Origin of the sequence: Leclercia sp. LSNIH3, assembly GCF_002935105.1 — a bacterium.
In the GTDB taxonomy this organism is placed as follows: domain Bacteria; phylum Pseudomonadota; class Gammaproteobacteria; order Enterobacterales; family Enterobacteriaceae; genus Enterobacter; species Enterobacter adecarboxylatus.
On sequence record NZ_CP026387.1, the window covers coordinates 1,637,544 to 1,649,742 of the forward strand.

Sequence of the window (12,199 nt, forward strand, 5' to 3'; positions counted from 1 at the left end):
GCACATCCCGCTGAATGCTGCTTCACGAATCGATTTTTGCCCCTCGCCCCTGGTCTGCCCCGCTGCCACAGTAATGTGCGTCAACATAAGGAGCGACCCATGGAAAGACAAAAAGGATTTACCCTCATCGAGTTAATGGTGGTCATCGGCATCGTGGCTATCCTCAGCGCGATTGGCATTCCGGCTTACCAGAACTACCTGCGAAAAGCCGCCCTCACCGATATGCTGCAAACCTTTATGCCCTACCGTACCGCAGTCGAACTCTGCGCTCTCGATCATGGCGGGACAGAGAGCTGTGATGCGGGCGTCAACGGTATTCCCTCCCCGTCGACCAGCCGTTATGTCTCCGGGATGAGCATCGACAAAGGCGTTATTACCCTGACTGGCCAGGAGAGCCTGAACGGCCTGGAGGTGACGATGACCCCGCAGTGGGATAATGGTAACGGCATCACTGGCTGGAAGCGCCTGTGCACCGTTGGCGAGGACAGCGCACTGAAGCTGGCCTGCGAAGAGGTGTTCCGCTTCACGGCTGAACAGGAGAGCGGGCAATGAATGCTGAACGCTTAACGGCCCTTTGTCGGCGTCATAACGCCCTGCTGCTGACCTGCGCCCAGGACAGGATCAACATTGCTGTGGTCGGCAACCCATCGCCCGAACTGCTGGAGGCATTACGTTTTGCGACGCAGAAACGAATTGACATTGAATGCTGGACCGCCGAGCGAATGGAAAAGCACCAGCAGACCATGTCGGAAGCGCATTTGCCTGTGGTCACTACACCGACGCGTTCCGCCATCGACATACTTAACCAGACCCTGATGCAGGCTCTGAGCCAGCGGGCGTCGGATATTCATATCGAGCCAGCCGACGAAAGCTGGCGGATACGGTTGCGCATTGACGGCGTGCTCTACCCGCAGCAACCGCTCCCGGCCGAACTTGGCACAACCCTTATCGCCAGACTGAAGGTGCTGGGCAATCTGGATATCGCCGAGCGTCGCTTACCTCAGGATGGGCAATTTACGGTCGAGCTTTCGGGATCTCCCGTCTCGTTTCGCATTGCCACGCTCCCCTGCCGCAACGGCGAAAAAATCGTTCTGCGACTTCTGCAGCAAGAGCAACAGGCACTGCGGCTCGAACAACTGGGCATGAGCGAAACCCAGCAGCGGCTATTTGCCAGCACACTGCACAAATCCCAGGGGCTGATTCTGGTAACTGGCCCCACCGGCAGCGGCAAGACCGTTACTCTCTACAGCGCACTGCAGGCGCGGAACACGCCCGCGGTGAATATCTGCAGTGTGGAAGATCCGGTCGAAATCCCGCTGGAGGGGCTAAATCAAACGCCCATTAATCCCCGGGCAGGGTTAACCTTCCAGAGCGTGCTGCGCGCATTTTTGCGCCAGGATCCCGACATTATTGTGGTGGGCGAAATACGCGATGGCGAAACGGCAGAGATCGCCATCAACGCTGCACAGACCGGTCATCTGGTGCTGTCAACGTTGCACACCAACTCTACTGCTGAGACGCTGGTTCGCCTGCAACAAATGGGCGTGGCACGCTGGATGATCTCGTCGGCGCTGTCTCTGGTGATCGCCCAGCGGCTGGTGCGCCGACTCTGCCCACACTGCCGTACCGAGGTGCACCGGGATACGCCCTTGCCCCAAGCGCTATGGCCCCGGCCTTTGCCGCACTGGCAGCCAGTGGGCTGCGACCGCTGCTATCACGGATTTTATGGTCGGGTGGCGATCTTCGAAGTGATGGTGATCACCCGGGAACTGCGCGCCGCCATTGCCAGCGGAGCGCCGGTGGAGGAGATCGAAAAGCTGGCCAGACAGACGGGCATGGTCACGCTGTTTGAACATGGCTGCATGGCGGTAGAGCAAGGCCACACCACGCTTGGGGAGCTGGTTCAGATGCTGGGCGAATCGGATGGCGGATAATCAACTGTGGCGCTGGCGGGCGCTTAACCCGCAGGGAGAGCAAAAGACTGGCGCGCTCTGGGCTGCCGACAAACAAACGGCGTGGAGCGTCCTGTTGGGCCGGGATCTCTTCCCTCTCGAAATCAAACGCAGCCTGAAGCAGACGCGCTGGCGGGCGCAGCAGCGCTACGAGGTGATCCACCAGCTGGCGACGTTACTGCAGGCGGGCTTAACGCTTTCGGCTGGTCTGGCGCTTCTGGCGCAGCAGCACCCCATCCGGCAGTGGCAGGCCCTGCTGCAGAGCGTGGCTGACGATCTCAGCGCGGGTTGCGCCTTTTCAGACGCCCTGAAAAAGTGGCCGCATGTCTTCCCTCCACTCTATGTTTCGATGATGAAAACCGGGGAGCTGACCGGCAAGCTCGATGAATGTTGTCGTCAGCTGGCGCAACAGCAAAAAACACAGCATCAGCTGAGCGCGAAGGTAAAAAAGGCGCTGCGCTATCCGGTGATTATCCTCGCCCTGGCCTTCGCCGTGGTACTGGCGATGGTGACCCTGGTACTGCCGGAATTTGCCGCGATCTACAAAACCTTCAACACGCCCTTACCGGCCCTGACCCGCGCTGTAATGGCGCTGGCAACCATGCTGCAGGAGCGGGGCGCGGGGTTGCTGCTAAGTCTGGTGGTGGCGGCATGTGGCCTGATGTATGTTCGCCGCAACCGGCGATGGCAACGCGCCACGCAGCGTCTGCTGCTGAGCAGCCCGGTGGTTGGGGCGCTCGTGCGCGGGCAAAAGCTCAGCCAGATCTTTACCGTTCTGTCGCTTACGCAGCAGGCAGGCATCGCCTTTATTCAGGGGCTGGAAAGTACAGAAGAGACGCTGACATGCCCCTTCTGGCAGGAGAAATTACAGGCGATACGCCAGCACATCATGCAGGGAGCGCCCATCTGGTCTGCACTGAATGAAGCGGCGATCTTTACGCCGCTCTGCATTCAACTCGTTCGCACCGGCGAAGCTTCGGGCGCGCTGGATACCATGCTGGCTAATCTGGCGCAGCATCATAATGAGCAGACATTTCAGCAAGCGGATAATCTCGCTTCGTTGCTGGAGCCGCTGCTGTTAATTGTGACGGGGTTAATTATCGGCACGCTGGTGGTCGCGATGTACCTGCCGATTTTTCATCTGGGGGATGCGATGGGGGCGGGATAACGCTGGCGCGAACCGCGCCAGCGAGCGAGCATTACAGGCTATTGAAAACGCGGTTTTCCTGTTCCTGAACGCGGATAAAGGTGGTGCGCTTGGTCAGCTCTTTCAGTCGGGATGCACCCACGTAGGTACAGGCTGAACGCAGGCCACCCAGGATATCACGCGCGGTGTTCTCAACCGGGCCGCGAAGTGGCAGCTTAACGGTTTTACCTTCTGCCGCACGATACTGAGCAACGCCGCCCACGTGACGGTTCATCGCGGATTCAGAACTCATGCCATAGAACAGCATGAATTTTTCACCGTTTTCGTCAACAACGGTACCGCCGCTCTCTTCATGACCTGCCAGCATACCGCCCAGCATCACGAAGTCTGCGCCGCCGCCAAAGGCTTTCGCCACGTCACCCGGCATGGTGCAACCGCCGTCGCTGATGATCTGGCCGCCCAAGCCGTGGGCTGCATCAGCACACTCGATCACCGCTGAGAGTTGCGGATAGCCAACACCGGTTTTTACGCGGGTGGTGCAGACGGAACCCGGGCCAATGCCCACTTTCACGATATCGGCACCGGACAGGATCAGCTCTTCACACATTTCACCGGTAACCACGTTACCTGCAATAATGGTTTTGGTCGGCCAGGCCTGGCGCGCTTTGCTAACGAACTGCACGAAATGTTCCGAATAACCATTCGCGACATCAATACAGATGAAGTTCAGGTTCGGGTTGGCAATAAGGATCTGTTTCGTTTTTTCGAAATCGGCATCGGAGGTGCCGGTAGAAACCATTACGTGCTTGAGAACAGTTTCAGAAACGGAGCCTGCAAACGCATTCCACTCTTCAACGCTGTAGTGCTTATGCACGGCGGTGAGGATGTCGAAGGAAGCCAGTGCTTTCGCCATTGCGAACGTCCCAACCGTATCCATATTGGCGGCGATAACAGGCACGCCAGACCAGGTCTGACCGGAATGCTTAAAGGTGAATTGACGTTCGAGTTCAACGTCGGAGCGACTTTTCAGAGTAGAACGTTTAGGGCGGATAAGAACGTCTTTGAAACCTAACTTCAGATCTTCTTCGATACGCATTTGCGGATTCCTGGGGTACTGGGGTAAATGTCGAAAAACGAAACACACAACTCCAGTGACGCTATCATACGCACTAATACCTGTTGCGCAAGACTGCGAAAATCACTTTTTTTACGCTACAATCCTATAAATTTACCTGGTAAAAAGTCCGTAAGCAGAGCTTAACCATTGCTGTTAAAAGATTAAATGTTAAGCAATTGATATCAATAATGAATATTTCCCAGGATTTTAATTAATGGGGTACATCGTTGCATTAACGGGAGGCATTGGCAGTGGCAAAAGCACTGTGGCCGACGCCTTCTCTCGTCTGGGTGTCACGATTATTGATGCCGACATCATTGCCCGCCAGGTGGTAGAGCCAGGTACACTTGCACTGCACGCCATCGCAGAACATTTCGGGCACGATATGATCGCACCCGATGGCACCCTGAACCGCCGGATGCTGCGTGAACGCATTTTCTCGCATCCTGAAGAAAAAGCCTGGCTAAATGCCCTGCTTCATCCGCTGATCCAGCAGGAGACGCAGAGGCAGATGTCGCAGGCGACCTCACCTTATGTCCTCTGGGTTGTACCGCTTCTGGTGGAAAATAAGCTCCATGAAAAAGCTGATCGGGTGCTTGTCGTCGACGTCTCTCCGACAACACAAATTCAGCGCACCATCGCCCGCGATAATGTTGCGCGCGAACATGCCGAACAAATTCTTGCCGCGCAGGCCACGCGTGAAGCACGCCTTGCCGTCGCGGATGATGTTATTGATAATAACGGCGCACCGGATGCTATCAGCTCCGATGTTGCCCGCCTGCATCAGTACTACCTGGCGCAGGCCGTTTCACAGGAAAAAGCATAATGCACACCCACGTTCTGTTTGAGCATCCCCTCAATGAAAAAATGCGTACCTGGCTGCGCATCGAGTTTTTAATCCAGCAGCTTTCAAGCCTTCTTCCGATACAGGATCACACCACGGCGCTGCATTTTTTCCGTAACGTCAGCGACCTGCTGGATGTGTTAGAGCGTGGTGAAGTTCGCACAGAATTACTGAAAGAGCTGGAGCGTCAGCAGCGTAAATTACAGGCCTGGGCCGAAGTGCCTGGCGTGGATAACAGCCGTATCGACAGCCTGCGTCAGCAGTTGAAACACAACAGCACTGTATTGATGGCGGCGCCACGTATCGGCCAGTTTCTGCGGGAAGATCGTCTGGTGGCGCTGGTTCGCCAGCGTCTGAGCATTCCTGGCGGCTGCTGTAGTTTCGATTTACCGACTCTGCATATCTGGCTGCACATGCCGCAGGAGCAGCGCGATGTTCAGGTACAAAGCTGGCTCGGCAGCCTTGAGCCGCTGAACCAGGCGCTGTCGCTGATCCTTGATTTGATCCGCAACTCCGCGCCGTTCCGTAAGCAAACCAGCCTGAACGGTTTTTATCAGGATAACGGTGAGGATGCCGATCTGCTGCGCCTGCAGCTGGCCCTTGCCGATCAGCTTTACCCACAAATTTCAGGTCACAAGAGCCGCTTTGCGATTCGTTTCATGCCGCTCGACAGTGAACATGGTCTGGTGCCGGAACGTCTCGACTTTGAGCTGGCGTGTTGTTAAGGAGCCATGATGTCTGATGTTACCACCGTAAACTGCCCCACCTGTGGGAAGCCCGTTATCTGGGGCGAGCAGAGTCCTTTTCGTCCTTTTTGCTGCAAACGTTGCCAGTTGATCGATCTTGGTGAGTGGGCTGCGGAAGAGAAACGCATTCCGAGCGATGGCGATCTCTCTGACAGCGATGACTGGAGCGAAAACCAGCAGTAACTGTAAAAGCCTGCTGGCTCTTCGCTTAGCAGGCTATAACTTCCCCACTAAGCGGGTAATGACGGGTTCGTTTGCCGGTGGGAATTTATCGGCATCACTCGCCTGAAGCGTAACCCAACTCCCCGGCTGTCCCTCTTTGCCCCATGGCTCCCCTTCCCAGTTTTCCACCAGCCAGAACCATAAGGTAATGTGGCGATCGGGGAACTGGTATTCCAGTTTATCGAACAGGGTCGCACCGAGCGGGGTGATCCCCACCTCTTCCTGTAGCTCGCGAATCAACGCCTGCTCCGGCGTTTCGCCAGCCTCGATCTTCCCGCCCGGAAATTCCCACTTATTTGCCATGTGCGCATCCGCCGCACGCTGGGTAATAAAGGTTTGGTTATCGGAGTTGCGAATGATCCCGACAGCGATTTGCAGTGTTTTCATTGTCCTGATTCCATAAAAAAGGCGCAGATATCTGCGCCTTTTCAGTTGGTTTAATGGTTAGCTCAGACGGCCATGGCACTGTTTGTATTTTTTACCGGAACCACATGGGCACGGATCGTTACGACCTACCTTACGCTCACCGGCCTGCGCGGCAATCGCGGCAGCGGCGGCTTCTTCGTCGTCCTGATGGCTAAGCTGCTGCATCTGGGCCAGACGTTCAGCCTCTTCGCGACGCTGCTGCTCCATCTCTTCAACTTCTTCCGGCATGCGTACCTGCACCTTGCTCAGGGTGCTGATCACTTCGTATTTCAGGGATTCAAGCATTGAAGCAAACATCGCAAAGGATTCGCGTTTGTACTCCTGCTTCGGATCTTTCTGCGCATAGCCACGCAGATGGATCCCCTGACGCAGGTAGTCCATCGCCGCCAGGTGCTCTTTCCACAGGGAGTCCAGCGTTTGCAGCATGACGCCTTTCTCGAAGTGACGCATCATCTCAGCGCCGACCACTTCTTCTTTGCGCTTATAGACTTCAATGGCATTAGCAAAAATACGCTCGCGCAGGGTCTCTTCGTGCAGCTCAGGCTCTTTATCCAGCCACTCCTGGATAGGCAGATCCAGGTCGAAATCGTTCTTCAGGCGTGCCTGCAGGCCTTCGATATCCCACATCTCTTCCAGCGATTGCGGAGGAATGTGACCATCGATAGTGGCTTTAAAGACGTCTTCACGGATGCTGTTGATGGTTTCGCTCACGTCGGACACGTCCAGCAGCTCGTTACGCTGGGTGTAAATCGCGCGACGCTGGTCGTTGGCTACGTCATCATACTCAAGCAGCTGCTTACGAATATCAAAGTTACGGCTTTCCACTTTACGCTGGGCGTTAGCGATGGCTTTGGTCACCCACGGGTGCTCGATTGCTTCGCCCGGCTTCATGCCCAGTTTGCGCATCATGCCCGACACACGGTCAGAGGCGAAAATACGCATCAGCGCATCTTCCATCGACAGGTAGAAGCGGGATGAACCGGCATCACCCTGACGACCTGCACGACCACGCAGCTGGTTGTCGATACGGCGAGATTCATGACGCTCGGTACCGATGATGTGCAGACCGCCCGCGGCCAGTACAGCATCGTGACGAACCTGCCAGTCGGCTTTGATCTGGGCGATCTGTTCCGGGGTTGGGTTTTCCAGCTCGGCTACTTCTGCCTGCCAGCTACCGCCCAGCATGATGTCAGTACCACGGCCCGCCATGTTGGTGGCGATTGTTACGGCCCCCGGATAGCCCGCCTGCGCAACGATATCCGCTTCTTTGGCGTGGAATTTGGCGTTCAGTACGTTGTGCTTGATGCCCGCTTTCGTCAGCTCATTGGAAACCACTTCGGATTTTTCAATAGAGATGGTACCCACCAGAACCGGCTGGCCCGCGGCGGTACGGTCGCGAATATCTTCGATGATGGCCTGAATTTTTTCTGCTTCGGTCATGTAGACCAAGTCCGGCATATCTTTACGGATCATCGGACGGTTGGTTGGAACCACCACGGTATCCAGCTTGTAGATTGAGCTGAATTCGAAGGCTTCGGTATCCGCCGTACCGGTCATCCCTGCCAGTTTCTCATACAGACGGAAGTAGTTCTGGAAGGTAATGGATGCCAGGGTCTGGTTCTCGTTCTGGATATCCACGCCTTCTTTAGCTTCCACCGCCTGATGCAGACCATCGGACCAGCGACGCCCCTGCATGGTACGACCGGTGTGCTCATCGACGATGATAACTTCGCCATCTTTAACGATATAGTCAACGTCACGGGTAAACAGTACGTGCGCGCGCAGCGCCGCCGTCACGTGGTGCATCAGCATAATGTTGCCTGGAGAGTAGAGTGACTCGCCTTCATCCATAATGCCCTGCGCAACCAGCAGTGCTTCGATCTGGACCAGACCACGTTCGGTCAGGTTCACCTGACGGGCTTTTTCGTCCACGGAGAAGTGGCCTTCGCCCTGGAAGCTGTCGGAGTCCTCTTTTTCCTGACGGATCAGGTGAGGAATGATTTTGTCGACTTTGCGATACATTTCGGAGCTGTCTTCGGCAGGGCCGGAGATGATCAGCGGCGTACGGGCTTCATCGATCAGAATGGAGTCAACCTCATCCACCAGCGCATAATGCAGTTTACGCTGAACGCGCTCTTCCGGGCTGAATGCCATGTTATCGCGCAGGTAGTCAAAACCGTATTCGTTGTTGGTGCCGTATGTGATGTCCGCGTTATAGGCTTCACGCTTGGCCGGAGCAGGCAGACCGGACATGTTGATGCCCACGGTCAGGCCCAGGAACTCGAACAGTGGACGGTTGTTTTCGGCGTCACGCTGCGCCAGATAGTCGTTGACGGTTACGACGTGTACGCCTTTACCGGACAAGGCATTAAGGTAAGCAGGCAGGGTCGCAGTCAGGGTTTTACCTTCACCGGTACGCATCTCCGCGATGCAACGGTCGTTCAGCACCATACCGCCCAGCAGCTGCACGTCGAAGTGACGCATGCCAAATACGCGCTTACTCGCTTCGCGAACCACGGCGAAAGCTTCCGGGATCAGACTTTCAACGGTTTCGCCTTTTTCAAGACGGGCACGGAACTCTACAGTTTTGCCTTTCAGCTCTTCATCAGAGAGTTTTTCCATCGCTGGCTCAAGGCCATTGATGATGCTGACAGCTTTGCGCATACGGCGCAAAGTACGATCGTTACGGCTACCGAAAACTTTTGTTAGTAATTTGATTAACATAATAAATTCTCAAACGCCCCATCATGGGCAGTTAAATTAAGGTATTAAAAAGCGTTAATTTAGCTGAAGCGTTGAGGTCCGGCGCGGATGCCCTGTACCTGGCTAATCCAGGCCGACACGGAGAAAGCGGATGGGGGATAGAACGCAGTAAGCGCGACCTGACGAACAATGACCGGCGGCTCGCTCTGTTGGGTAAGCAGCGTGTTGAGCGTATCCAGCAGCGCCAGATGGTGCGCCTGAACCGGGAGGGACTCTTCCACAGCAGGCAACGCCTGCGGTGCCATGGCGAATGAGAGGTGACGAATAACGGTGCGGATAGCATGCTGATGCCAATAATCCACCGTGTAATTTGGTCGGCGATTCGCTTCCAGTAGAGCAAGGTTAGTGAAGTTAACCCGCGTGTTCAGGTCTTGTGGAGAGGTGGCGGTCTTTGCGGGGTTAGCTGCTTCGGCGTTGCTGCTGAGCGCGGGCAGGCCAAGGCTCGCCGCGACCATCCCCAAAAGGAGATGCGGCCAGAAGTAACGTCTGCCAAATTGTCGCCAGCGCGTCAGAATTCCGCTCAATTGCCCCACCAAAAGTAAGTAAGCCTTCAGGCTCACCGTAAGAATTTTCTATTTAGCGTCCAGATATTACCACCAATGCGACGGCGCAGCAGCAGTAATGAGGCACCGGGGAGGTTAAAAATGGTGATGAAATCAGCAAACGCGCCATTGACTACGGCAATTCGGGAAGGATAAAAACAAAAACGACTGGTCTTGCTGGCCGGAGAGAGTGCCAGGTCAACCAGTCGAATTTAAATAACGGGATCTACCGTTACGCCAGAACTGTGCTTGGTGCTTTGAATGCCAGTGGCAGTTCAGCTTCGTCTTCGAAGGTCACATATTCCCAGGCTTCCTGTTTTGCCAGAACAGCCTGCAACAGTTTGTTGTTCAGCGCATGACCGGATTTATACGCGGTAAATGCACCAATGATATTGTGACCACACATGAACAGGTCGCCGATCGCATCCAGCATTTTGTGACGAACGAATTCATCTTCAAAACGCAGGCCGTCTTCGTTCAGTACGCGATAATCGTCAACAACGATGGCACAATCGAAGCTGCCGCCCAGGCACAGGCCGCGGGACTGCAGATATTCGATATCACGCATGAAACCAAAAGTACGCGCACGACTAATCTGACGCATAAACGCATCAGCAGAGAAGTTCATCGCATAGCGCTGGGTGCTGGAATCAATCGCCGGATGGTTGAAGTCGATGGTGAAATCCAACGAAAAACCATTAAACGGCTTGAATTCAGCCCATTTGTCGCCATCCTGGACACGAACGGTCTCTTTGATACGCACAAATTTCTTCGCACAGTTCAGTTCTTCAATGCCGGCATCCAGCAACAGATAAACGAACGGTGCAGCGCTGCCATCCATGATTGGGATTTCTGGCGCATCGACTTCAATAACAATGTTGTCGATACCCAGACCCGCCAGGGCGGCATTCAGGTGCTCTACGGTAGAGATCCGCACGTCATGCTCGTTCACCAGGCAAGTACAGAGCATGGTATCACGCACAGATTTGGCATCAGCCGGGAAATCTACCGGTGGATTCAAGTCGGTGCGACGATAGATGACCCCGGTATTGGCCGGCGCAGGGCGCAGCGTCAGTGTGACTTTCTTGCCGGTATGTAAACCGACACCTGTCGCCTGAACGATACGTTTTAATGTCCTTTGTTTGATCATCGTATAATCTCGCCAAGTTACTTATCCAACCGAGAGTGTATATCACTATCGGGCGGCCAGTTTAGCACAAAGAGCGTAAATTCCCTAATTCCAGCTAATTCTTAATCAGCTTGCTTACGCAGGAACGCAGGGATATCCAGATAATCTGGCTCTTTCTGGGTCTGTGTTGTGTTGTCATTAACCACTTTCGCGGCCGGTTTTTGCTCTTGCGTCAACGGCGCCATGCCGTGCGGCTGGTAGCGATCCATAACAGGCTGCTGAGCAGTTTTGTTCGTCACCAGGGTGATCTCAGGACGTTTGTCCATGCCGATACCGGTAGCAACAACAGTTACGCGCAGCTCATCGTTCATCTCTGGATCAAGGGACGTACCGATTACCACAGTGGCGTTGTCAGAGGCGAACGCACGGATGGTGTTACCCACGGTTTCGAACTCATCCAGACGCAGGTCGAAGCCCGCAGTGATGTTGACCAGCACGCCGCGCGCACCAGACAGATCGATATCTTCCAGCAGCGGAGAAGAGATCGCCATTTCAGCGGCTTCTTCTGCACGGTCTTCACCTTTCGCCACGCCGGAGCCCATCATCGCGTAGCCCATCTCGGACATCACGGTGCGCACGTCAGCAAAGTCGACGTTCATCAGGCCCGGACGGGTGATCAGCTCGGCGATACCTTGCACTGCACCTTTCAGTACATCGTTCGCAGCGCCAAAGGCGTCCAGCAGAGAGATGCCACGGCCCAGCACTTTCAGCAGTTTGTCGTTCGGAATAGTGATCAGCGAGTCCACGTGTTTGGACAGCTCGGTGATACCCTGCTCGGCAAACGCCATACGCTTCTTGCCTTCAAAATTGAAAGGCTTAGTCACGACGGCAACCGTCAGGATACCTAAATCTTTAGCAACTTCAGCAACCACTGGCGCAGCACCGGTTCCGGTACCGCCGCCCATGCCCGCGGCGATAAACACCATGTCTGCACCATCAAGCGCAGCACGCAGGGCTTCACGATCTTCTTCTGCAGCATTGCGCCCGACTTCCGGGTTTGCCCCAGCGCCCAGCCCTTTGGTGATGCCGCCACCGATTTGGATCGTCTGGCCAACAGCCGTTTTACGCAGTGCCTGCGCATCGGTGTTCACCGCGAAGAACTCTACACCTTCGATGCGCTCGCGCACCATATGCTCTACAGCATTACCGCCGCCGCCACCGACGCCGATGACTTTAATCACCGCGTCGTTGGTCAGTTCCATAGGTTCAAACATAGTTTCTCTCCGTTTTGTGCCTGTCGCCCGAAACCGT

Annotated in this window: 12 protein-coding genes; 6 read left to right on the plus strand and 6 right to left on the minus strand. The window is 55.3% G+C overall.

Annotation, left to right across the window (positions count from 1 at the left end; genetic code table 11):
* The first annotated feature begins 99 nt into the window (after positions 1-99).
* The 3 genes from ppdD to hofC are packed head-to-tail and all read left to right on the plus strand — an operon-like array spanning position 100 to position 3,120.
* Entirely contained in the window at positions 100-552 is a 453-nt protein-coding gene (gene ppdD, locus C3F35_RS07950; protein ID WP_103792744.1) for a prepilin peptidase-dependent pilin, read from the plus strand.
* The gene (gene gspE, locus C3F35_RS07955; protein WP_103792743.1) at positions 549-1,934 is read left to right on the plus strand and encodes a type II secretion system protein GspE; all 1,386 of its coding nucleotides are present in this window, start codon (positions 549-551) and stop codon (positions 1,932-1,934) included. Before ppdD ends, gspE begins: the two co-directional genes overlap by 4 nt.
* Complete coding sequence (gene hofC / locus C3F35_RS07960) at positions 1,924-3,120, plus strand: protein transport protein HofC (RefSeq protein ID WP_103792742.1); 1,197 nt, start codon at positions 1,924-1,926, stop codon at positions 3,118-3,120. Before gspE ends, hofC begins: the two co-directional genes overlap by 11 nt.
* A 31-nt stretch (positions 3,121-3,151) precedes the next feature.
* Here the strand turns inward: hofC and C3F35_RS07965 are convergent, their stop codons facing one another.
* Complete coding sequence (locus C3F35_RS07965) at positions 3,152-4,195, minus strand: GMP reductase (protein ID WP_032616552.1); 1,044 nt, start codon at positions 4,193-4,195, stop codon at positions 3,152-3,154.
* A 235-nt stretch (positions 4,196-4,430) separates the two neighbouring features.
* Here C3F35_RS07965 and coaE point away from each other — a divergent pair, with 235 nt between their 5' ends.
* From coaE to yacG, 3 genes are read left to right on the plus strand one after another with little or no spacing between them, the layout of a single operon-like run.
* Complete coding sequence (gene coaE / locus C3F35_RS07970; protein ID WP_103792741.1) at positions 4,431-5,042, plus strand: dephospho-CoA kinase; 612 nt, start codon at positions 4,431-4,433, stop codon at positions 5,040-5,042.
* Entirely contained in the window at positions 5,042-5,785 is a 744-nt protein-coding gene (gene zapD, locus C3F35_RS07975) for a cell division protein ZapD (RefSeq protein WP_077227162.1), read from the plus strand. The genes coaE and zapD overlap by 1 nt, the downstream gene beginning before the upstream one ends.
* Before the next feature lie 9 nt (positions 5,786-5,794).
* Complete coding sequence (gene yacG / locus C3F35_RS07980) at positions 5,795-5,989, plus strand: DNA gyrase inhibitor YacG (protein ID WP_032616548.1); 195 nt, start codon at positions 5,795-5,797, stop codon at positions 5,987-5,989.
* Positions 5,990-6,022: 33 nt separating this feature from the next.
* Here yacG and mutT read toward each other — a convergent pair whose 3' ends face one another.
* The 5 genes from mutT to ftsZ form a co-directional block, all read right to left on the minus strand.
* Positions 6,023-6,415, minus strand: a complete 393-nt coding sequence (gene mutT, locus C3F35_RS07985) for an 8-oxo-dGTP diphosphatase MutT (RefSeq protein ID WP_103792740.1) — start codon at positions 6,413-6,415, stop codon at positions 6,023-6,025.
* Between the two features lie 57 nt (positions 6,416-6,472).
* Positions 6,473-9,178 (minus strand): preprotein translocase subunit SecA, encoded by a 2,706-nt coding sequence (secA, locus tag C3F35_RS07990; protein WP_103792739.1) that lies wholly within the window; start codon positions 9,176-9,178, stop codon positions 6,473-6,475.
* 59 nt (positions 9,179-9,237) lie between these two features.
* Positions 9,238-9,741: a secA translation cis-regulator SecM gene (gene secM, locus C3F35_RS07995; RefSeq protein WP_072250876.1), complete on the minus strand. Its 504-nt coding sequence runs from the start codon at positions 9,739-9,741 to the stop codon at positions 9,238-9,240.
* Positions 9,742-9,991: 250 nt separating this feature from the next.
* Complete coding sequence (gene lpxC / locus C3F35_RS08000; RefSeq protein WP_032616545.1) at positions 9,992-10,909, minus strand: UDP-3-O-acyl-N-acetylglucosamine deacetylase; 918 nt, start codon at positions 10,907-10,909, stop codon at positions 9,992-9,994.
* 101 nt (positions 10,910-11,010) lie between these two features.
* Complete coding sequence (gene ftsZ, locus C3F35_RS08005) at positions 11,011-12,162, minus strand: cell division protein FtsZ (protein WP_032616544.1); 1,152 nt, start codon at positions 12,160-12,162, stop codon at positions 11,011-11,013.
* Between the last annotated feature and the right edge of the window lie 37 nt (positions 12,163-12,199).

What these genes read in the sequence shown, in the direction of transcription:
- yacG (WP_032616548.1), top strand. Translation starts at nt 5,795, where the DNA reads ATGTCTGATGTTACCACCGTAAACTGCCCCACCTGTGGGAAGCCCGTT.
- ppdD (WP_103792744.1), top strand. Translation starts at nt 100, where the DNA reads ATGGAAAGACAAAAAGGATTTACCCTCATCGAGTTAATGGTGGTCATC.
- hofC (WP_103792742.1), top strand. Translation starts at nt 1,924, where the DNA reads ATGGCGGATAATCAACTGTGGCGCTGGCGGGCGCTTAACCCGCAGGGA.
- gspE (WP_103792743.1), top strand. Translation starts at nt 549, where the DNA reads ATGAATGCTGAACGCTTAACGGCCCTTTGTCGGCGTCATAACGCCCTG.
- ftsZ (WP_032616544.1), bottom strand. Translation starts at nt 12,162, where the DNA reads ATGTTTGAACCTATGGAACTGACCAACGACGCGGTGATTAAAGTCATC.
- coaE (WP_103792741.1), top strand. Translation starts at nt 4,431, where the DNA reads ATGGGGTACATCGTTGCATTAACGGGAGGCATTGGCAGTGGCAAAAGC.
- zapD (WP_077227162.1), top strand. Translation starts at nt 5,042, where the DNA reads ATGCACACCCACGTTCTGTTTGAGCATCCCCTCAATGAAAAAATGCGT.
- lpxC (WP_032616545.1), bottom strand. Translation starts at nt 10,909, where the DNA reads ATGATCAAACAAAGGACATTAAAACGTATCGTTCAGGCGACAGGTGTC.
- secA (WP_103792739.1), bottom strand. Translation starts at nt 9,178, where the DNA reads ATGTTAATCAAATTACTAACAAAAGTTTTCGGTAGCCGTAACGATCGT.
- mutT (WP_103792740.1), bottom strand. Translation starts at nt 6,415, where the DNA reads ATGAAAACACTGCAAATCGCTGTCGGGATCATTCGCAACTCCGATAAC.
- C3F35_RS07965 (WP_032616552.1), bottom strand. Translation starts at nt 4,195, where the DNA reads ATGCGTATCGAAGAAGATCTGAAGTTAGGTTTCAAAGACGTTCTTATC.